This is a genomic window from Segatella hominis (assembly GCF_019249725.2).
Classification (GTDB): domain Bacteria; phylum Bacteroidota; class Bacteroidia; order Bacteroidales; family Bacteroidaceae; genus Prevotella.
Map to the genome: position 1 here is coordinate 3,293,689 of NZ_CP137559.1, position 22,304 is coordinate 3,315,992.

Sequence of the window (22,304 nt, forward strand, 5' to 3'; positions counted from 1 at the left end):
GCTATGGCAAGAACAAAAGAAACGAAAATGTTTCCTGAACAGCAGGAGAAAATGACACATGAGGTGATGGCTTCGCTTCAACCATCCACTTATGGTAAAGACTATGCCCAAAAACATAGCTCTTTCTTTGAAGAGGTGGAGAACTCCGATTTAGAAGTTGTGACAGAGAATGTGGCTGCAACAACCTCCAACATGGAGGACGAGCTGACGAACGAGGCTCAATCGCCACCGAATCCGCAGAAGCGCATCAGCGGCAAGCAGCGCAAGGCAACTTTGGAGGAGTATCAGCAGACCTTCCTCCAAGTTCCAAGGATTGACGACCGCAAGCCAGTCTTCGTCAGTTCCGATGTACGAGACCGTCTTGATCGTGTCGTCCGCATCCTCGGAGGGAGGCGCATGAGCGTGTCGGGCATCATCGAGAACATCGTGCGCCACCATCTAAGCCTCTATGATGATGACTTCGAGGCTTGGCGCAAATTGTGAGAATTAAGGTCTGCGACCTTGGGCATGGATAGATGAAAGGCTGTAGTTCCAACTAACGTGTTCTGAGAGGGAGCGAGGTTATGTTTTGGGAACCCCAAAACGCCTCGCTCCACCATGAGGGCGGAGAAATTTTGCTCCCGACGGTCGCAGAAAGTGAGTGTACCAACTGTAAACAGTATATCGAATGACAAGCATGCAGGAACAGAACAGGAGAAAGGGCGGAAGACCGCCCACAGGCAGGGTTCGCAAGCTGTCGAAGTCTGTCACGGTGAAGTTCTCGAAGCCAAGCTACGAGGCATTGAGGTTGAGGGCGAGAAAAGCCAACCGCAAGTTGGCGGAATACATCCGTGAGTCCGCCTTGAACGGTGAGGTGGTCAGCGGACACAACGCAGAGACGGTAGCCATCGCTAAGAACCTCATTGGCATGGCAAACAACCTCAACCAACTTACCAAGCTGTCGCATCAGAGAGGCTTCCACGAAACCCATGTATTTGTGGTGGACTTGTTGAGAAGATTGAAAGCAATCCTTGGCGAGTATCGCCAAGCAAGTTATAAACCGAAGCCAGGCAGTATGGGCAGAAAGGAGGATACCACATGATAGGCAAGCTAAAGAAGGGCAGCTCATTTGGTGGTTGCGTCCGCTACGTTACAGGCAAGGACGAGGCGAAAATCATCGCCTCGGATGGTGTGTTACTCGGCACGAATGCCGAGATAACGCAAAGTTTCGAGCTACAGAGGCAGCTAAATCCAAGGATTAAGAAGCCTGTGGGACACATTGCATTGAGCTTCAAACCCGAGGACAAGCCACGTTTGACGGATGAGTTCATGGCTAAGATAGCCCTTGAATACATGCAGATGATGGGGATAAAAGATACTCAATTCATCATCGTAAGGCATCACAACACCGACAATCCACATTGTCATATCGTGTATAACCGCATCAATAACGAGGGCAAGCTCATATCAGACAGGAATGATTACAGGCGTAATGAGCAGGTGACCAAGGCTCTAAAATCCAAGTATGGGTTGACCTACGGAACTGACAAGAGCAAGACTAGCACTCGCAAATTGCGCAATGCGGAGCGTGCAAAATACGAGATTCACAATGCTGTCAAAGATGCCTTAAAAGTTGCAGATAGCTGGCAGAAGTTCAAGAATGAACTTGCAAAGCGAGGTGTTCTCTTGGAGTTAGTCTATAAGGACAAGAAGAGAACCAAGGTACAAGGCATCCGTTTCAGCAAGGATGGATATAGCTTCAAAGGTACGCAGATTAGCCGAGGCTATAGCTTTGGCAAGCTGAATGCGAGATTTGAGGGAACGGAGAACCTTTTATCAGCAAGAGCCAGCTCTGCTAAGCAATATGAGCAGGGCTGTTGCAAGAATGAGCAGGAGCCATCCATATCGGAGAGCAGCCAGGACCCTTGGGACGGTATTTCTTCCATAGGACTTTTTGCTTCTGCCAATGCACAGACCTTTGAGCAATTCCCAGAGGATGAATCATCCAAGAAGAAAAAGAAGAAACGCAGAAGAGGCTTTAGCCTTTGATGCAAGTCATAAACTTAAAATTAGAATCGAACATGAAAGAAGAAATGTTAGAAGCCATCTACGGCACAGTTGAGAGAGTGGAGCAAAAAGTCGATGAACTTTCTGCCTCACCAAAGAATACAGAGGCGGAAAGCACTCCGGTCTCTGTAAGTGTTGATACAAGCAAACTTGAAAAAGCTATTCTTGCTATGGCTGTAAAAGAAGGGGAAGCTATTGACAAATTGGTAAGATTAAGAGAGGCTATCTGTATCTTTACCGACCTTACCAAGAAAGAAGCAAGCAAAGATGAACAGCGAAGCAAACTCTTGTTTGATACCATTAATCAGGTGAAACAAGAGCTGAATGCCACATCAAAAAATGTGCAGGACAAACTTCACTCAATGGATAACACACCTCTGAAGAAAGTAGTGACTCATCGCTTCGAGCCAACTTCAAAGTATGTTCTTCTTTTCATTGGAGGCTTGGCTCTATCTCTTGTCATCTCCATTTGGGGCAACCTAGCCCAATGGCGAGAGTATCAAGCTTGGGAGGTAGCAGACTTGAAATATCGGGCATTGAAGATGGTTCTTCCATCTGACGACCCAAATGTTCGATACATCGAAAAGCATTTTTCTGTTTGCCGAGATGAGAAAGTTATAGATGATGTAAGAAATTGTGTTGCTGCCTACGAGGATTCTATTCGCCATCATCATGAAATGGTTGAAATGGCTACTTATAAAGATAGTATAGCCAATAAGCTTTTGCAAGAATCAAATCGCATAAAACGTGCTATGAAAAGCTCAAAATAAAGTTTCTGGAAACTAACTAAACTAAATGAGAGGGAAATAAACTTAATACATTCCCCTCTCATTTATTTAGTGTAATTTTGGAATATAATCTTTATCCCTTTATAATAAGGACATTGGGAGGATTGTCCGATTTTGAGGTAACGAATTGCCAACCGTTCTTGTTGCTGCATTCTGCTTTGATATGCTTTCTTGGCATCTCGTCTATGCTACAAAACGTTCTGAAATTTGCTGTGCTTTCACTAACGAGTGCGATTGTAACTGAATCAATATAGCAGAAATACGGTCTATTCTATTCATTTTGCATCTTTAATTTGAATATTTGAATCTTCAATAATAACAGCTTGTTTATTACTTATAGGAATAAGCTGCAACTTCTCATTATATAGTTGAACTATCTTTTCACCTTTTTTCTTGAATGGAAAATTTCCATAATGGGGAATCGTATAAAAATCGACCAAATCTAAAGAAGTACAGTCTTTCAATTCAGGAGCCTTTTCTATTGGATCAAAATTCACACTTCTCATATATTCTGCATCGGGAGAGGCTATTATTGCTCCGGCAGATTCCCCAATATACAGTTTACCCAATTTCACTTGTTTAGATATAATTTTATCAACACCTTTTCTTTTTAACTCTTGCAAAAGGAAAAATGTATTTCCACCTGTTATGTAGATATAATCGCATTTATGTAATATAGAAGATATTTCCTCTTTGGACAGTTGGGTAATCTCGACTTCTTCAACAATCATTCCTGCTTCTTCTAAAGCCTTTTTCCCCTTTTTTACATAGAATCGTATTGGTTCTGTAAGGCTTGCAGTTGGTATAAAAGCTATAATTTTCCCTTGCAAATCTTCTTTGGCACAATCGACAAATAGATTAGCAACATCAGCAAATGATGAGCATAAAAATAATCTTTTCATATTTTATAATATTAAGTTGAATACTTTTTGATACAAAGATAGCGTCTTCTATGACAGCTCTATGTCAGTAAGTCTAAATATTGAAGAGTTTTTTCTTCGAAAGTACTTATTTTTTATAAGAAATTGAGAATGAGATAAGTTTTTATCTCATAAAAAGAAGAGGTTACGAATTAGAAATATACAGAATGTAGCATCTTGCTGTGATTTGCATAACCATTCAAAGAACTCTTTCGGTTGCAAAGATACGATATTTAATCGGGGATAAAGAATGTTTTAAGATGTTTTAAGTATTTGCGTCTTTTCGATGAGCCAAGGACAGCTCATGTTTCTTTCGAGGGCAACGACAATGCATCTTATAACTGCAACATCATAAGACATAATGCCAAACTCATACATAGGGAAGATGGCAACTATTTTATGGCTACAGCCACTGTGAGCACACAGGGACAAAATACCCCAATATTGCAACAGTACATGAAAGCCGATGTCAGAATCATCGTCAGCAATAAAACGTTATGGCAACAGGTATTCGGATAAACTATATCCGAATACCTGCTGTTTGTTTTTGGATGCATATTGTGTTGGTAAGCATCAGATTTTACGCAAAAGTTCTAATTTCCATAAAATTCCTCTTGTAAATCATTGGATATTTAGAAAAATATCGTATCTTTGTCCCCGAATTAAGGCGTTCTTTGCATATTGCAAAATACAGAAACGAGCAGAAGTCCGCTCGTTTCCATATTGTTACCTGTATAATATAGGCAAACGCCCAACTTCTTGATTTTCAATCAAAGTCCAATTTAGAGCGAGTTATTTTATTTGACATAAAGCTCTAACGCAGCCAAACGCAAGACTCTTTTACCTGATGCAGCCTACATCATTTTTACATAATAAATTGGGGATAAATATTATGTGAGAAATGATGTGAAAAGTTTGGCGGTTTGAGCAATTTTCGGTAATTTTGCACCGAGATCATTTTAATTAACTGAATCCACTTAAAACAGACCTTACTTTTTAAAGTGGGCTCAGTAAATGACAAAGGTGACTCTTTAAACTTAAAGGTTATATTAATATGGTTGTTAAGAGATTTATTATAAGTATATCGGTATTATTCTTTTATGCACTTTTGTTGCAAGCTAAGAATGAGGTTATAGATCATGGGCAATTTTTGTGCTCATATTATTATTGTTATTCGAAAGATACGATAAAGAATGATGAGAAAGGAGAGGATTTGCTCTTTCTTTCTATCGGAAAGAATGTTTCAAAATGCTATAGTTATTATACTTACCAGTCTGATTCCTTGCAATCTACAGAAGATGGCAAGGCAAAGTTTCGTGCATTGTTTAAAGAAGCGCTTAAGCGAGAAGGGTATATGACTAATTCTTTTCCACATCGCAGAATGACGGCGTGCGTCTATAAGAATTATCCGCAGAATATGATGACGGTAACGGACGATCTGATGTCTCAGTATTATGAATATAGTGATAGCTTGGGTGTACAGAATTGGGTTGTAGAAGGTGATAGCATTAAAAGCATATTAGGCTATAACTGCCAGAAGGCAACCTGCAGATTCCGTGGTCGCTCTTGGACGGCATGGTTTGCCTTGGATGTTCCTATGAGTGATGGCCCTTGGAAATTTTGTGGTCTTCCTGGTTTGATTATGGAAGTGTATGACAAGGGGAGACAGCAATATTTTTGCATCAAGGGATTGCAGAAGGATGCTGGCACGCCTATCGTTTATGATGTTTTCAATAGAAAACGGATAAAGATAGACCGGAAAACTTTTCTGAAGTCTGAATATAATTATTTTCATAATCAAAATAGCATAGACGAGGCTACGTCAGGTATATCCTTAGGTCTGTCAGACGAAAAACGTAACTATGACTTGATAGAAAGAGAATAGAATCAAAGAGTATCTTTATTTTAAACAAGGAAAAGTTATGGAGAAAATGAAAAGTTTGGTGGCATTAACAATCTTAGCCTATATGGGGATAGAATGTTGTTATGCCCAGAAAAAAATAGATGAGGCTTATCTGAAATGTCAATATGATTATACTTATGTAGTGGATACTTTGTCTGGAAAAACAGCCAAGGATTGGTTGGTGCTGCAGATAGGTAAAAATATGTCCAAATGCTATAGTTATTATAGTATGCAGGTAGATTCTATTTTTGCTTCTCCTGATAGAGATGTAATACTGCGCCAGCAGATAAATGCTGCGATAGGTAGTAAGACCGAGTGGCCTCATAAAAGGATGAAAGCCTATGTGTACAAAAACTATCCGCAAAGAAAGATGACTGTAACAGATGGCTTACTGATGCAAGATTATATTTATGAAGATACTTTATATGCTCAGAATTGGGTAATACAAGATTCTTCTAAATTAATCTTGGGACATGAGTGCCAAAAAGCAGTCTGTCAATATCGTGGTCATTGTTGGACTGCATGGTTTGCTATGGATATTCCAATAACTGACGGTCCTTGGAAATTATGTGGATTGCCGGGACTGATCATGGAGGCTACTACGGAAGATAATAGCCATGCCTTTAAACTTCTTGGCATGGAAAAGGTGTCAAAGGAGCCGATTGTCTTTAGCAAGACTTACGTTGGAAACAACAAATTTGAGAAGACTACATTTGAAAAATTCTTAAAGGAACAATATATATTTCTTTTTGGAGATTTCCAGTCACAAACGCAACTACAGGGCATTGATATTCCCCAGATAGAAAAAGTTGGGTCTAAAAAGTGGAAATATAAACCATTAGAATGTTTGTAAAATATAAATAGATATATAGTATTGAGAAATCATGAAGAGAAAGTGTTTCATATTTCTATTTTTAACTTTTTATCTTATTGGCTTTGCCCAAAATAAGAAGATAGATACGGCTAATATGCTGTGTAGCTATGTATATGAATATCTTACGGATACGCTGTCTGGAGAACAACAGCGCAAGGAAGATTTGCTCTATCTGCAAATCGGAGCAGAGTGTTCAAAATGCTATAGCTATTATACTTATCAGTGTGATTCTCTGATGGCTTCTCCTAATGGCGATAAACTATGGGATAGCTTCTTGACTGAAGCTGTTGGAAAAGGATTGAAAGGAAAGCAATTATACAATGCCATACCACATCGCAGAATGTCTGCAACCATCTACAAGAATTATCCGCAAGGAAAGATAACTGTTACCGACTTCTTGCTGGGACAATATTACCTTTATGAGGATGCTTTAAACTCACAGGAGTGGAATATGGAAAATGACAGCACGAAGATGGTGCTCGGTCATGAATGCCAAAAGGCTACCTGCTGCTTCCGGGGAAGACAATGGACTGCCTGGTTTGCTTTGGATGTTCCTGTAAGTGACGGTCCCTGGAAGTTCTGCGGACTCCCTGGCTTGATTATGGAAGTGTATGATAGGGGAAAGCAATACTATTTCTGTATCAATGGAATGCAGCAGGTTAGTGCAAAACCTATTACTTTTGGGGTACAGGACAAGGAATTCAAGCGCTTTCAGAAAACGACAAGAAAGGATTTCCTGCAATCAAAATATAAGTATCTGAAAAATTGGAACAGTATCAACGAGGCTTCAACGGGAATATCTCTGGGTGGTTCGGATGAGGCTCTGAAATATGATCTGATAGAAAAAGAATAAGTATCAACGTAAAGAGAGAACGGAATGGGTTCTCAAGAAGATAATTTATGAAGCAACTGTTTTTATATCTGTGGTTTATCTGTATGAGCACTTTGACCTATGCCCAGCAAGTCACCTTGTCGGGTAAGGTGGAAGATGCCTATACGGGCAACGGGTTGCAGGGAGTGATGGTTACCATCCGACCTGCTGCCGGCAATAGAATCCTGAAGTTTACCAAGACGCAGGCAGATGGAAGTTTCCTGCTGTCGCTCAATGCTATTCCGGATGGTCGTAACGTGCTGCATTTCTCAATGATGGGATATGCTACGAAAGTTATCCCCTTATCAAAGGATACTACCCAATATCATGTGCTCCTGACGGAGCAGGCTACAAAGCTGAAGGATGTTGTGGTGAAGGCTCCAAGCATCCGGCAGCGAGGCGATACCATCTCCTACAATGTGGCAAGCTTTGCCGATGCCAACGACAAGAGTCTGGCTGATGTCTTGAAGAAGATGCCGGGAATGGAGGTGTCGGATAAGGGAGAAATCAAATATAACGGCAAAGCAATCAATAAGTTTTATATCGAAGGACATGATATGCTCGGCGGCCGCTATTCCATCGCCACCAACAATATCCATCAGAAGGATGTCGGTTCGGTAGAGGTGATGACCAATCATCAACCTATCAAGGCTTTGGAAGATATGTCGTTTTCGCAAGACCCTGCCATCAACATCAAACTGAAGGAATCTGCCAAGAGTCGTCTGGTAGGAACGTTGAAGGCAGGTGGCGGTATGGAGCAGAAGAAAGGGGAGAAGTTTGGTAAGCTGAATGTCTGGGAAGGCGAGATGTCGTTGATGCGCTTTGCCAAGAAAGCCCAGTCGCTCAATACCTTCAAGAGTAATAATATAGGTACGGATGTAACCGGTGAAGGCAATCTCCTCTTTTCGGATGATGGCACTGGAGTGATGAGAAATTCTTATAATCTGAAAGATTATGTGAATGTTACGCCCGACCAGCTGGCGGATATTTCAGACAGCCGTGTGCGTAAGAACCAGACCCATGTTTTCACAACCAATAATCTCTGGGTGTTAGGCAAAAATACAGATTTGTCTTCTCAGATAGTCTATACCCACGACCGTCTTCTTTCTTCCTCATTCAGTAATACCCAGTATTTTCTGAATGATTCAACCATTTATGATGTAGAGGATGAACAGGCAAAGCAGAAGCAGAACAGATTGGTTGCCGACTTTACGCTGACTTCGAATGGCGAAAAGTCGTATGTTGCCAATCAGCTTTCCGCCGACCTGGCCTGGAATGATGTCATGATGGATATTGCCGGCTCTTATCCTAATCATCAGCAGGTCAAGATGCCGAAATATAAAGTATCAGACAAGCTGGAACTGTTGCATCGGAGTGGTAAGCGAACCTATACCTTTAACACGTATAATGCTTATATGGTGAATCCGCACTCTCTGTCTGTTGATAATTTGCAGCAAACGGCTTATCAAAGCGTTCGTTCGGCAGCATTCTTCAGTCATACCAATACTTCGCTCGGTTTTTTCCTCAAGCCTTTTACCGTAATGATGAAGGTAGGCTTGCAGGTATTGAGCAGAACGATGAAGAGTCATCTGGAGGGAGTGCCCGATTCTCTGGGAAATATGCGCAATCAGATAGGCATGACCTTCTTCCGTGCCTATGCATCGCCGGAGGCAGAGTATAACCAGGGTGGCTGGCATATCCGTTTCCAGATGCCTATCACCTTTACACCTTATTATTATAATGATAAGTTGATGGGAGCGAAAGAGAACGCCAGCAAGACACAGGTTGCTCCTCAACTCAGCGTGAGCTATTTCCTTACAGCCCGTTTGCAGGCTACGCTTTCCGGTGGAATCGCTCAGCGGGAAGTGGATGAACAGAATTTCTATCAGGGACTGCTGATGCGTGATTACCGTAATCTTTATACGGGTTTCGTGGATTATACCGCCGACAAGAGCAAGCATGTTTCCTTCAACATCAACTATAAGCGTCCTCTTGCTACCATCTTTGCCAATGCCTACATCCGCAAGAGCTGGTCCGACAGTCATCTTACGGTGGCTCGTGATTTTGTGGGTGATTATATCATCAACTCCTATTTCTCCAACAGCAGCAGTTCTGAAAACCTGATGGCTGGTGGAAAGGTGAGTAAGGGATTGGGATTCATGCATGGACTCGTTAGCGTAGGTTTTGATTATCTGAGGTTTGATGGCTTCCTGCGTCAGAACGATTCTCCTTCAGCCTATTCATCTGATAACTATATGTTGTCGGCAAAATGGAGTGGTCGTCCTGTGGATTGGTTCAATTTCACCTATGAGCTGAACTGGGATAAGGATAAGATGGTATTGAAAAATATGGGTTTCGATTCTTCCTCTACCAATCTTGCCCAGCATCTCACTTTCAACTTCCAGCCATTGAAGTCATGGTTCATCAAATTACATGGAGAGCATTATCGCAATCAGATAGCAGATCATCAGCACAAGAATCTTACTCTTGCCGATGCATCCACCAGTTATGGCTTTAGGAATGGTATGGAATTGAGTTTGACTGCGCTTAATCTTTTCAATCAGCGCACCTACGGTTATACTGTTTATTCTGGGTTGACCCGTACGAGCAAGGAGTATCAGTTGCGAGGTAGGACAATACTGATGTCGATATTCTTTCATTTTTGATGATGGAGGCAACAGTTCTGCCGTTTCTGAAAAGAATTTCCGGTAGATTTGGTTAAATATCAAAAATTATAAATGTAATTGTAATAAGAGTATTTGTAATTTTTGTACCTTTGTACCCAAACGAAGAAAAAAAGAATCAATGAGCAAAGGAAAATTAGCTAAGTTTGCGGATATGGAGCGTTTCGAGAACGTGTTCCAGTATCCATATAGTGTTGTAGATGACGTGCCTTTCGATATGAAGGGCAAGTGGCGTGAGATGTATTTCCACAATGACAATCCTATCGTGCTGGAGTTGGGATGCGGCAAGGGTGAATATACCGTGGAACTTGCCAAGCTCTATCCAGAGATGAACTTCATCGGTGTGGATATCAAGGGCGCAAGAATGTGGACCGGTGCCAAGAAGGCGATAGAGGAAGGACAGAAGAACGTGGCTTTCCTCCGTACCAACATCGAGATTATCGACCGCTTCTTTGCCGAGGATGAGGTGCAGGAAATCTGGCTCACCTTCTCTGACCCGCAGATGAAGAACCCTCGCAAGCGTCTTACATCTACATACTTCATGAACCGTTATCGTCACTTCCTCGTGGATGGCGGCATCATTCATTTGAAAACAGATTCCAACTTCCTCTTCACTTATACTACTTATATGGTGGATGGCAACCATCTGCCTGTGCTCTTCCGCACCGAGGATCTCTATCATCAGGAGGGTATCGATGAGGAAACCCGTAAGATTCTTTCCATCCAGACCTATTATGAGAGTATGTGGATAGAGCGTGGTTTGAATATCAAATATCAGAAGTTTGCCTTGCCACGTGAGGGTGAGCTGGTGGAACCTGATATTGAGATTCCGTTGGATGATTATCGCAGTTATCGCCGTGATAAGAGAAGCTCAAAGGATACAGCGAAGTAAGTTATCGCAATATATATTTATAAGCGTCTGCTCGATTACTTCCAGATTAAATATCAGGACTAGTCTATGTATAGTTTGTTATTCTCTTACTATATCTTTTGCTAAATCCGGGAATAATCTTGTTGAATTCAAGAAAAAAAGGTGGAAATGCTTGGTGTTTCCACCTTATTTTATTAAATTTGCAGCAAGTTTTTGAAGAAATGCAGTATTCTCAGGGAACTGCATGGAACTGACGAAACGACTAAAAGAACAGAAAAGTAATAACTAACTAAATAAACGACAAAATGATGAACTACAAGAAATTGGCTCTTACCGTTGCGGCAGGAGCAATGGCAACTACAATGATGGCGCAATCTGCACCAAAACTGAATGCCAACAACATCGACGAAGTAATCAAGGCGATGACCTTGGAAGAAAAAGCCCAGATGCTGGTAGGCGGTGGTAACGATGGATTCGTGGGCAGTGGCGCTATGCTCGGACATCAGAAGAAGTTCGTGCCGGGTGCTGCGGGTACTACTGTAGCCATCCCTCGTCTCGGCATTCCTACTACCGTACAGTGTGATGGTCCTGCCGGAGTTCATATCGATGCTCATCGCGAAGGTGACAGCCGTAGCTATTTTGCTACCGGTTTCCCTATCGGAACCTGTCTGGCTTCTACCTGGAACACCGACCTGGTGCGCAAGGTGGGTGAGGCAATCGGTAACGAAACCCTGGAGTATGGCTGTGATGTTGTGCTCGGACCGGGTATGAACCTGCATCGCAATCCGCTCTGTGGCCGTAACTTTGAGTATTATTCTGAAGACCCAATCGTAACAGGTCTTATCGGAACCGCCTTTGTACAGGGTGTGCAGAGTCAGGGCGTGGGTGTAAGTGCCAAGCACTTTGCCGTGAACTCTCAGGAAACTGACCGTACCAAGGTGGATGAGCGATTGAGTCAGCGTGCTCTCCGTGAGCTGTATCTGAAAGGTTTCGAGATGATGGTTCGCAAGAGCAATCCTTGGACTATCATGTCTGCCTATAATAAGATTAACGGTGTTTATGCCCAGGGCAACAAGGACCTCCTTACCGATATTCTCCGCAACGACTGGGGATATAAGGGAATCGTGGAGACTGACTGGATTGGTAAGCGTGCCGACCTTCCTCTGGAACAGGAAGTTGAGGCAGGCAACGACCTGATGATGCCGGGTTATCCAGCACAGGTGCAGGATATTGTTGATGCCGTAAAGAATGGCAAGCTGGATATCAAGGATGTGGACCGCAATGTTCGCCGTATGCTCGAATATATCGTGAAGACTCCTCGATTCAAGGGATATAAATATAGTGGTGAGCCAGACTTGAAGGCTCATGCAGCCATCACCCGTCAGAGTTCTACCGAGGGTATGGTGCTCCTGAAGAATGATGCCGCTCTTCCTATCCAGGGCTTGAAGACCGTGGCACTCTTCGGTGTCAACTCTTACGACTTCATGTCGGGTGGTCTTGGTAGTGGAGCCGTTAATGTAGGCTATTCTGTGGATATGGTTACCGGTTTGAAGAACATCGGTGTGGCAACTACTCCTCAGCTTACGGAAATCTATCAGAATTATGTGAAGTATGCCAAGGCTAAGTTGAAGGCAGACAAGAATCCGATGATGTGGTTCCTGGATCAGGGTCAGCCTAAGCTCGATGAAATCGAGATTACTGAGCGCTGTGTAGCTGGCGAGGAGCCAAAGGCAGACGCTGCCATCATCACCATCGGTCGTCAGGCAGGTGAGGGAATGGATCGCCAGATCAATGGTGAGTTCAACCTCAGTCAGATAGAGCAGGATATGATTTTCCGTGTATCTGATGCTTTTCATGCCAAGGGCAAGAAGGTGATTGTCATCATCAACTCTGGTTCTGTGATGGAGACAGCCAGCTGGAGAGACCGTGTGGATGCTATTCTTGTAGCTTGGCAGCCAGGTATCGAGGGTGGTAACTCTGTAGCTGATATTCTGACCGGTAAGGTGAATCCATCGGGTAAGTTGACCATGACCTGGCCTATCGCTGCTACCGATCATCCATCTACTGCCAACTTCGCCAAGGATTACGATATGTACACCTACAAGAATCTGCTGGATTGGAGCAAGGGTAACATCAAGGGTTACGATTATAGCAACCACGAGGAGGATATCTATGTAGGCTACCGCTACTTCGACACCTTCAAGAAGAATGTGGCTTATCCATTCGGTTATGGTTTGAGCTATACTACCTTCGAGTTTGGCAAGCCATCAGTCAAGGCTAAAGGCAACAATATCGAGGTTAGCGTAACTATCAAGAATACCGGTAAGGTTGCCGGCAAGGAAGTTGCTGAGGTTTATGTTACCGCTCCAAAGGGCGCTTACGAGAAGCCAGCCAAGGAGCTCAAGACCTTCGGCAAGACCAAGTTGCTGAATCCAGGTGAGAGCCAGACTTTGAAGATGACCCTCGAAAAGCGCGATCTTGCCAGCTTCGATGAGGCCAACAGCCAGTGGAAGGTAGATGCAGGTAACTATCTCTTCAAGGTAGGTAGTGATGTAGAGAACATCAAGGGTACTGCTACATTGAAGGTGGCAGAATATACCGAGAAGACAAGCAATGCCTGCGCTCCTAAGGTTCAGCTGAACTATCTGAAGCAAAAGTAGTCTATGTAAATAATATTCTAGAAAGAGATAATCTAGAAGAAACTCCCGGAAAATGGGGAAGAAGAGATTGAAAATTTTCCCTTAAGGATATTTTTCACCACATTTGGTCTGTAAAGTTATTTCTTTATAAATTTCGCGGCACCTATTTTCCTATCCTCAAAAGCAAAGAACTCCCGTCTCTTTTCTGAGATGGGAGTTCTTGTTTAGAAGGAATACTGGGCGGAAATCATCAGTTCGCGAGGGCGAAGATAATAGCTGTCGGTCAATGTACTGATGCCGCTATAGATGGTTTCCATATAGTTCTTCTTGTTGAAAAGGTTTCGAAGCTCTGCTGAAAGGCGGAGCTTTTTCATTCTCCAAACTGCTGAGGCATCGCCAAGGAGGGTGTTTAGGTGGTTGCCTTCTTGCAGCTCATTGTGATAATGTACGAGCGAGAAGGAGAGGTCCACATGGCTGATGGTAGCGGTGGCAGATACGCTTTGACGCCAATTAAATAACGATGACTTCGCCATTTTTTGACGTTTCGAGTTGTAAAAAGAGAATTCTCCCTCATAGCTAAAGGCACACCAGGACGGCGAGAAGTCGATACTAGGCTTCACAGTATAGTTGTCCGCGGTGTAGCTGATGGCTTTGCCGCTGCTGTATTGCTCACCCTTGCTGTAGTTGTAACTGCCCTCCAGGCGGGTTTTCAGATGCAGGTCGTAGAAGCCCTTCGATATGTAGAGTGATGCTCCTAGATTGTTGCTCTTGCTGTCCTGCTTATATAATGAGGTATAGTATTTGCCATCCTCGATGCGTAGGTCGGATGCCGTGTTCATCCAGTTTTTGCTGGCATTGACCGATGCGCTGAAGAAGATTTCCTTGATAGGGCGCTTGTAGTCGTAACTCAACTTGCCATAAAGAGAGCGAGTTATCGGAATGATGTCGCTCGAAGTGTACCAAGAGCGATAACTTTGACGATATTGCTTCATGGCGTAGTTGGTGGCATTGCCTGTTCCAGTACTGTATCCTGTGTAGATAGTCAACTCTCTACGGAAATCCAATTTCTTATATAAGTAAAGGTAGGGTGATATGGTAAGTAGAGTTTTCTGTGGATAGGTGAAGCGTTCCCAGATGAAATCGGGAGAGAACGACATACGGAACGTCTCGGTCTTGTATTGCCAGTAAGGGGTGAACTTCCCTGTGATGTTAAGACTGTTTTGGCCGATTTCATCGTGACTGTTTTCGGTGAATCCGTTGTTTTTTCCGATTTCATCGCTTCTTTTCTGATATTTCGCATAGATGTTGTTGAGGTCGATACTCATTCTATATTCCTGTGTCCAGTGGAAGCGATTCCTCATCCACTGTAAGGCGTGGGCTGTATGCCAAAGGTTGGTGCGGATGCGATTGCGTTCGTCGTTAACGTAGAGGTCCGCCACACCATGGTGATAGTCGGCAGTGCTACGCCAAGAGAGTTGACTTTTCTTGAAGACGAAGAGGCGGTAGATACTTGCCGAGAGGTCGATCTTTGGGATGCGGACACGTTGGGTAAGCGTGTCGTTGATGTTTGACAAACCATCGTTTTGTGCTGCGCTGAGGCTGATGCTCTCATTGCCATAATGCTCAGCCTTGTTTACCTTGTTCTCCCATTGCAGATTGAAGGCATCGCTGATCATCGTCTTGTGGTTGTGCTCCGTGGTAACTGTGGGAGCTTCGCCGCCGAGGTCGTAGATACTCATGTTCTCTCGCTCTTGTCTGGTTACCGTACGAAGATAGTTGGCTTCTATGCGAGTCTCTGCATCGTCCTTATTCTTCTTGATATGGTTGATGGAGTATTTTTGCGAGGTGTTGAAGCGCAGGCGTTCTTCGTCGATAGGAGCGTCAAGCGATGGTACTGATATCCATGATGGAAGGGAGGCTGGAGCCAGACGATTGCTGTAAGATGCGAGTTGGTTAAGTGCATAGCCGAGATTTTTGCCTGTTCTGTCGTATTCTGCATCATACATCATCTGTTTCTTCTTGCCAATTTGCATGATGTTGATGCTTCCGCCTACGTGGGATGGATGCCCTGCGAGCATGTAAGGCTTGAGGGTGGGCATCAGTTTGTCGCGGGCACTATCTTTCAGGGCGATGTTCATCGCTACATTATCCGTAAAGGTCTTGTTCTGGAGCGCCTTGATAGGCTGGTCATGCTCGATGACTTCGGCCTTTTTCACATCTTTTGCCTTGATGTTTTCTTCCAGCTGGTTATATTTGCCACCGGTCAGGTCGAGACCTTCCACGGTGAATCTGTTGATGGGTTTGCCATTGTAGTTGATACGACCATTCTTTTCTATATCTACGCCTGGCAGCTTTTTTAATACATCCTTCAGACTGTTGTCTCGCTCATTGGCAAAACGGGTGAGATCGAAAGAAATAGTATCCCGCCCTGTGATACGGGACCCTTTTACTTGTACTTCCTTCAAGACAAAAGCTGTTGAAGCCATACTGATAATGGTTTCTTTTCCCGATGAAATCGATGTTTTTGTCTTTTTATACCCCATAAACGTGGCCTGCAGTTTGTCGTTGGCTTGCTTTTCGGTGATAGGGAGCACGAAGGTTCCGTCCTCCTTTGTTCTTGTAAACTTCAAGGGCTTTCCATTGCGGAGCAGCGTGATGGAGACGTTGGCTAGACGGTTATGGGTCAATGAATCTTCTACATAACCATGAATCCCTGTAGCAGTGTTGTCGTCATCGAGTAAGATAGGAGTGTTTCTCTTGCTCTGCATCGCCATTGGGATGCAGAACAAGAGAAAGAAAGCGATAAAACTGATAATTATTTTCTTCATTTATTATTGAAGTTCAATCGGATTGAAGACATTCTTCTTATTCATGAATTTCTTCATGTCAATAGGGTTGCCCTTTTCGTCCTGTATTTTTATGTTCTTGATGTTTAATGTTTCCAACACCATTCCAGGCGTAAACTTCTCTTTGAATTCTCTGAGGTCTTTTTGGCTAATCTCTTCTCTCTTAGCCTTGGGGAACGTGATAGGTGTTGGTGCTGTCAACGTACTCATGCCGATGGCTGTGAATGAATATTCTTTGTTTTCATCGTATGCTTTCAGTGTCAAGCCCGGCAGTCCAATCAGCTTCCAAGGACCTTCTGGCATAGGAATGTCTTCGGCGTACCATGCATACCAAGTTCTTCCCTTGAAGTTGGTCTTGGCTAGTTGGCAATGATAACCGATGATGGTTGTTGCGCTGTCGGGGATGAGTTGCCAGTCGGGTGTCTCCACGTTCTCTGTGCATTTGTAATCTGTAGTGCCGACAGATTCCAATTGGATGGATTTGCCAGTAGACGGATAGTTCTTGTAGTAGGAGAACGGGAATCTTCCACCTTTAGGTAAATCGGAGAAGTCGAAATTGCCAGTTTTGGCTTTTTCGTTCATGAGTGAATCCTTTACCTGTTTCGTTCTGTCATAGAAGCTGGTCGCCTTTTCACCAATGTCGAGGCGCATCTCGCTATCCGTGTAGATGAAGGGTTTGATGGAAGGATTGTTCACCCATTTCCCCTCATAGGTAATGCGATACTTGGCGTTGTCGATGTTCTCGACTTCCTCCTTACTGTTTCCCGAGATAGAGCGCACAGTGACTTTTGTGACTTGTGCTTTTGTTGCAGCACTTCCCATAAAGAGCAAGGTTGCTAAAGCTAAGATGATTTTCTTCATAATTCTGCCTTTATCTGTTAATCTGCTTGCAAAGTTACACCTTTTGTGACACTCTGCAAAAAAAATGCAGCTATTTATAGCTTTTTAATAGACGCTAAAACTGGCGAAGAGTAAACTAAAAAGTTATTTGTTTTATTTTACATTCCTTTTAGTTGCTCCTTTACTTTCGCTGTAAGTTTAGCTTTTTCCTTTTCATCCTTCAACTTATCAGCTTTTGCCAAGAACATCTGGAGATAGAGTTTGGCCTGTGGCTTCATCTTGGCTCCGATATACATTTGCGCAGCATTGTAATAGTTGTGAGGATCGTCCTCGTCATCATATTCGATGCACTGGGCGAAGGCATGACCTGCATTCTCGTATTCCAATTTATAGTAATAAAGCTCAGCAAGTTGCTGGTTTACATATAGTCCACGACTGCGAGGGTAAGCCACGGTTATAGACCGTTCCAGGTTGATGATGGCGTGTCTTACCAGGGTTTCCTTTTCCACGATGTTCTTAGTCTGTTCGGAAATCTTCTTGCAAGTCATGCCCAAGTAGAAGAGACTGTTCATATTTGGGTTGTCTTTCTTCATCTCTGCCGCCTTGTTCAGATAGGTATAGGCTTCTCGGTACTTTTCCAAGTTATAATAGCACAATCCTATGACGAGGTTAGACTCAAAATTGTCGAATCCATCGGCTATAAGCTTCTTGTATCTAGGGATGGCTTGCTCGTATCTAAGTTGTAAATAGAGCGAATAGGCAAGCTCCTTGTTGATGAGAATATTCGTGGAGTCACGTTTTTCTACATACGACAAGGCGAAAGCTGAAACCATTTCTGGCTCCCCATGGTTGTTCCATTGCTGAAGTAGGGTGGCAAATACCTCCCCGTCGTATGGGTATTTGCGATAGATAGTCATGCCATATGATTCTACCTTTTTTTTATCGCCAAGATTAAGATAGGAATAGAACATCATGCGCAAGTCTTCATGGTTGAGACTGTCGTTAGGAATGCTATCCATGCAGGCGATGCACTTCTTGTTGTCGCCACGAAGACGATAGCAAGAAGCGAGCTTTCTGAGAACATTCAAATCGTGTGGATGCTCATTGATATATTGCTGGTAATAGGGGATGGCATGGAACGAGTCATGCTCGTTCATGCAACTGTCGCCCTGCAGTATCAAGCGATGGATGGGAGTTTGTTCTTTCTTGGCTGATATTCCAATGATTCCAAGGAATACCAAACAGATGATGAATATAAATCTTTTCATTCTTATGTTGTTCGTTTGTTGTTATGATGTAGAATACGATCAGTTAATCGAGCTGGAGTTACTCCAGTTCGATAGGGTTGCCCTTGTTGCTTCGGTTTAGAGCCTTGATGGCACCTTCGGGTAATTTCTTAAACGTAAATCCAGTTTTTCTCGCTGTTGCTTTGAGAGCTTCTGCGCCATCAAATTTATGCTTAGCCTCTCTTAACTCTTTCTGTGTTACTTTCTCTCTTGCCTTTTCCGTGAAAGTTATGCTTTCGGTCCCATTCAATGTGCTCATACCGATAGCATTGAATATGTATTGTTTGTTTTGGTCGTAGGCAAGTAGAACAAGACCAGGTAGTCCGGAAATTTTCCAAGGTCCTTCGCTTATAGGTATGTCTTCTGAGTACCAGGCATACCAGGTTCTGCCTTTGAAGAGTGCTTTTGCCAACAGGCATTTATAGCCAATGATGGTAGTCGTGCTATCTGGGATAAGCTGCCAGTTTGGTACCTCTAATTGTTCTGTACATTGGTAATAGTTACCAAGGACTTTATCCAGTAAAGTAGTTTGCCCCTTTGATGGATAGTTCTTGTAGAATTCCCAATGGATTCTGCCACCTCTAGGAATTTTACTCATGTCATATTGCCCCGTCTTAGCTTGTTCATCCATGATAGAATCGGATATTTGCTTGGTTCTATCATAGAAATGAGTTGTCTTGCTACCGATGTCAAGTCGCATTTCGCTCTCCCAATAGTTGTAGGGAACTGTTGTGGTATCTGGTACCATTTTCCCATTGTAGGTGATGCGATAGTTTACCTTGTCAATATTGACCACTTTCTCATTTTTGTTGCCTTTCTGAGCATTCAAGCTGCATACTGTGAGTATGGCTGCTAATAATAATGTTATTCTTCTCATAGTCGTTTGATGTTTTGAATTTCGGATGCAAAGGTAATACAAATGATAGAGATAGCCAAATCGGAATTACATACCAGTGAGTGTAGATGTATTGATAACGAGAGAGTTACGATTAGAAAAAACTTAAAATACAAGCTTTTTGTAATGCTTCGATAAGTTAATGGAGTATAGCGAAAAACTTATGGGAGTGCTTATCTGATGATGTCATCGAACGACTCTGCTCCAGTGTCACTCTTGATTCTCGACTTTCTTACCCTGATATTCGAGAGAGAGTATTGCAGGATTTGCATCACTTCCTCATCGCTCTTGCCGATATGGTAGAGGATGCAGAAGAGGCTTTGTGATGGATTTAAATCGTAGTTCTCCAATCGTTCGCTATACTTCTCGTCTATCACCTTGAAGCTGGCGAGAAGTTGTCGGATGCCTTGCTTACCTATCTGGCTGATGTTTTGATTTTGTATCGTCATCGAATAATACACCAAGCCTTGGCTGATGTCTGTGAGCTCGGTAATTTGAGCCTTGTATTCCTCGATGTCCTTGTCACGGCGTTTCAGTTTGCGAAGCTGGGTGGTGATTTCGTGGTTTAATCGTTCGCATTGCTCCGATAACGAAGAGTTCTCCACATCTTTTAACTGGTGCAGTGACTCATGCAAGTTTTTTATAGTTTGGTGAGCCTTTCGGATTCTGGAAATGGAGAGGTAAGTCATCGTCAGGAGAATGATGAGCACGATGATGATTCCTACAAATATATAGGTCTTAACCTTTTCATAGCGATAACGGGTGTTACCACCCTCGTACATCAGTTTTACTTGATTTTCCTTTTCTGAGTTTTCGTCTTTGACAAGCAAAGGAGCTTCTTGTCGTAATTCGTGGGCAACACGGTTTGCCATGAGCGTATCTCCTTTTTGTAGGGAGAGGAAATATAAGGGGAGATAATACTTATATCCTAAAGCAAAGGAATAGGATCCCCATGTATTTAGGCGTTCTTGATCTATGCTATAGTTTTCTTTGATATGCTGCGTGGCGAAGGCATGGGTTTCCTCGCTGTTTCTTGTGAGCAAGCGATAGAAATCGATGTTGTTATCATATTTTACCCCGTGATTGTCTTGCGCTTTCTTTGCATAGCTTATCAAGATGGAATCAGGCACATTGCCCCTGTCCATCAAGGCTTGGAAGTAATGATAGTACATGGGTCCCAAGGTACTGTCCTTGTTCTCTTTGATTTGATTGGCTACTTCGAAAGCTTGGTTGGCAAGTTCCTGATCTTGGTTGTTGATGCCACGATAGAGTAGTGCCCAGGCACGGTAGCGGATATTGTTGGTTTGGCGAGCCTCGTCTTCTAACTGTACGGTGTAAATGTTTTGGTGGGTAATGCGACACAATATGTCGTACATATCCAGCTTCTCCTTTTCTCTCATGTTGCTATCGTAGGCGATGGCCTGTGAGAACCATTTGATGGCTTTTGCGGTATCTCGATAGTTGTTGAGTATCGAGGCTCCCTTATAATATAAGGAACGTGCAAGAAGGGGTTCATCCTTTTCGTTCACGAAGATGTTGATGGCATCGTCTATGTCGTTTTCTTTATAGATGTAACCATTGAGCTGATACTCTATCTTGGCTGTTAAGAGCTTATAGTAGCCTTTGTTGTCGTTGCTGTCAGCACGAGAGAGGAATACCTTAGCTTGTGCTGGGTATTCGTCGGCAAGGTCGTCTATCTCAGGGAAGGATAGGCGATATCCTGAGTCCATGCAACTGGCGAGAATGGCTAGCTGCATGATAGTGAACAGAAATATGATGATTTTCTTGCTTGTATAAATCATATTGTTATCGTCAAATTATCAACTTTACATTTGTTGTTTCAGAAATCTTTTTGCAAAAGTACAATAAATTGTCGATAAGAACAAGAAAAAAGCTTTCCATTTCAGATTTTTGTAGAAACTCGCAAAAATCTGAAATGGAAAGCTTTTAAGATGTCTCTATCGCTCGATTGGATTGAATACACGTTTCCTTGCTTTTGGTTTGATAGGTTTTCCATTCTCATCTGTCCATTTTTCATCTCTTAGCATCTCGCTTCCATCGTCTCTCAGCTTGATTTTGGTGAGGTCAGACTGGGAAACTTTCTCTGCCTCTTCTGGCTTGGCGTATTTGAGAGTCTCCTTGCCTTTCAGGTCTTCCAGTCCGATGGCGTTGAGATAGAATTGTTGCTGTGCATCGTAGGCACGGAGTATGAGACCAGGCAGACCGCAGAGCTTCCAAGGACCTTCTGACACAGGGATATCCTCAGCATACCAAGCTAACCAAGTTCTTCCCTTGAAGTTGGTCTTGGCGAGTTGGCAATGATAGCCGATGATGGTTGTGGTGCTGTCTGGGATGAGTTGCCAATCAGGAGTTTCGGCCTTTTCGATGCAGTGATAGGTTCTCAAAGCCCACGAATCTTGAAATAGGGTCTGACCGTTCTTTGGGTAGTTCTTGAGGAATTCAAAGTCCATGCATTTTACCGGCTCGGCTTTTCTTAGGTCAATGACACCGCCTGAAAACATCATTTGTAAGACTTGCTGTTCCCATTGCTCCTCGGACTGGTTATAGAAGTGAGTGATGTTGCTACCGATGTCGAGTCGCATCTGTGCCTTGCGATAGATATACGGTATTTCTGTGGTGTCGTTCACCTGTTTTGCATCGTAGGTGATGCGATACTTCACTTGGTCGAGGGTGAGCGTGTCCACGCCCGATCTCATCTGTGCTTTTGCGGTCAGGCTGCCTAAGGCGAGGATGGCTGCAAGAATCATTAGAATCTTTTTCATGTTCTCTATTTATTTTGTTGATGTTTATTTACGAGTAAGACGCAGAGATAGGAAAACG

18 protein-coding genes are annotated in these 22,304 nt (G+C 43.2%); 11 read left to right on the plus strand and 7 right to left on the minus strand.

From position 1 onward, the window contains the following. Window positions 1-3: 3 nt before the first annotated feature. The 4 genes from KUA50_RS13360 (at window position 4) to KUA50_RS13375 (ending at window position 2,816) form a co-directional block, all read left to right on the plus strand. The gene (locus KUA50_RS13360; RefSeq protein WP_218455888.1) at window positions 4-483 is read left to right on the plus strand and encodes a DUF3408 domain-containing protein; all 480 of its coding nucleotides are present in this window, start codon (window positions 4-6) and stop codon (window positions 481-483) included. Between the two features lie 184 nt (window positions 484-667). After that, window positions 668-1,081 carry a plasmid mobilization protein gene (locus tag KUA50_RS13365; protein WP_218455889.1) on the plus strand — a complete coding sequence of 138 codons (414 nt, stop codon included), beginning with the start codon at window positions 668-670 and terminating at the stop codon, window positions 1,079-1,081. Continuing rightward, window positions 1,078-2,028 carry a relaxase/mobilization nuclease domain-containing protein gene (locus KUA50_RS13370; protein WP_218455890.1) on the plus strand — a complete coding sequence of 317 codons (951 nt, stop codon included), beginning with the start codon at window positions 1,078-1,080 and terminating at the stop codon, window positions 2,026-2,028. The genes KUA50_RS13365 and KUA50_RS13370 overlap by 4 nt, the downstream gene beginning before the upstream one ends. Before the next feature lie 32 nt (window positions 2,029-2,060). Next, window positions 2,061-2,816 (plus strand): hypothetical protein, encoded by a 756-nt coding sequence (locus tag KUA50_RS13375; RefSeq protein WP_218455891.1) that lies wholly within the window; start codon window positions 2,061-2,063, stop codon window positions 2,814-2,816. Window positions 2,817-3,109: 293 nt separating this feature from the next. Here the strand turns inward: KUA50_RS13375 and KUA50_RS13380 are convergent, their stop codons facing one another. Beyond that, window positions 3,110-3,736, minus strand: coding sequence for a Type 1 glutamine amidotransferase-like domain-containing protein (locus tag KUA50_RS13380; protein WP_117830045.1), 627 nt, complete (start codon window positions 3,734-3,736; stop codon window positions 3,110-3,112). A gap of 291 nt (window positions 3,737-4,027) precedes the next feature. On the opposite strand from KUA50_RS13380, the gene KUA50_RS13385 reads away from it, so the two are divergent. The 7 genes from KUA50_RS13385 to KUA50_RS13415 all read left to right on the plus strand — a co-directional run bounded on the left by KUA50_RS13385 (window position 4,028) and on the right by KUA50_RS13415 (window position 13,617). After that, on the plus strand, window positions 4,028-4,273 hold the full coding sequence (locus KUA50_RS13385) for a hypothetical protein (protein WP_218455892.1): 246 nt from the start codon (window positions 4,028-4,030) through the stop codon (window positions 4,271-4,273). 535 nt (window positions 4,274-4,808) lie between these two features. After that, the gene (locus tag KUA50_RS13390) at window positions 4,809-5,639 is read left to right on the plus strand and encodes a GLPGLI family protein (RefSeq protein ID WP_218455893.1); all 831 of its coding nucleotides are present in this window, start codon (window positions 4,809-4,811) and stop codon (window positions 5,637-5,639) included. A 37-nt stretch (window positions 5,640-5,676) separates the two neighbouring features. Next, window positions 5,677-6,510, plus strand: coding sequence for a GLPGLI family protein (locus KUA50_RS13395; RefSeq protein WP_218455894.1), 834 nt, complete (start codon window positions 5,677-5,679; stop codon window positions 6,508-6,510). Between the two features lie 31 nt (window positions 6,511-6,541). Beyond that, on the plus strand, window positions 6,542-7,384 hold the full coding sequence (locus KUA50_RS13400; protein ID WP_218455895.1) for a GLPGLI family protein: 843 nt from the start codon (window positions 6,542-6,544) through the stop codon (window positions 7,382-7,384). 47 nt (window positions 7,385-7,431) lie between these two features. After that, on the plus strand, window positions 7,432-10,068 hold the full coding sequence (locus KUA50_RS13405; protein ID WP_218455896.1) for a carboxypeptidase-like regulatory domain-containing protein: 2,637 nt from the start codon (window positions 7,432-7,434) through the stop codon (window positions 10,066-10,068). A gap of 139 nt (window positions 10,069-10,207) precedes the next feature. Continuing rightward, window positions 10,208-10,978, plus strand: a complete 771-nt coding sequence (gene trmB / locus KUA50_RS13410) for a tRNA (guanosine(46)-N7)-methyltransferase TrmB (RefSeq protein ID WP_022121261.1) — start codon at window positions 10,208-10,210, stop codon at window positions 10,976-10,978. 287 nt (window positions 10,979-11,265) lie between these two features. Then, entirely contained in the window at window positions 11,266-13,617 is a 2,352-nt protein-coding gene (locus tag KUA50_RS13415) for a beta-glucosidase (RefSeq protein WP_218456022.1), read from the plus strand. A gap of 203 nt (window positions 13,618-13,820) precedes the next feature. On the opposite strand, the gene KUA50_RS13420 is transcribed toward KUA50_RS13415, so the two are convergent. The 6 genes from KUA50_RS13420 to KUA50_RS13445 all read right to left on the minus strand — a co-directional run bounded on the left by KUA50_RS13420 (window position 13,821) and on the right by KUA50_RS13445 (window position 22,246). Beyond that, complete coding sequence (locus tag KUA50_RS13420) at window positions 13,821-16,424, minus strand: hypothetical protein (RefSeq protein WP_318346044.1); 2,604 nt, start codon at window positions 16,422-16,424, stop codon at window positions 13,821-13,823. A 3-nt stretch (window positions 16,425-16,427) separates the two neighbouring features. Next, window positions 16,428-17,303 carry a GLPGLI family protein gene (locus tag KUA50_RS13425; RefSeq protein WP_218455898.1) on the minus strand — a complete coding sequence of 292 codons (876 nt, stop codon included), beginning with the start codon at window positions 17,301-17,303 and terminating at the stop codon, window positions 16,428-16,430. Window positions 17,304-17,440: 137 nt separating this feature from the next. Further along, window positions 17,441-18,550, minus strand: a complete 1,110-nt coding sequence (locus KUA50_RS13430) for a tetratricopeptide repeat protein (protein WP_218455899.1) — start codon at window positions 18,548-18,550, stop codon at window positions 17,441-17,443. Window positions 18,551-18,608: 58 nt separating this feature from the next. Next, the gene (locus tag KUA50_RS13435; RefSeq protein ID WP_089544102.1) at window positions 18,609-19,445 is read right to left on the minus strand and encodes a GLPGLI family protein; all 837 of its coding nucleotides are present in this window, start codon (window positions 19,443-19,445) and stop codon (window positions 18,609-18,611) included. Between the two features lie 191 nt (window positions 19,446-19,636). After that, on the minus strand, window positions 19,637-21,265 hold the full coding sequence (locus tag KUA50_RS13440; protein WP_218455900.1) for a hypothetical protein: 1,629 nt from the start codon (window positions 21,263-21,265) through the stop codon (window positions 19,637-19,639). Between the two features lie 156 nt (window positions 21,266-21,421). After that, entirely contained in the window at window positions 21,422-22,246 is an 825-nt protein-coding gene (locus KUA50_RS13445; RefSeq protein ID WP_218455901.1) for a GLPGLI family protein, read from the minus strand. Window positions 22,247-22,304 lie beyond the last annotated feature (58 nt).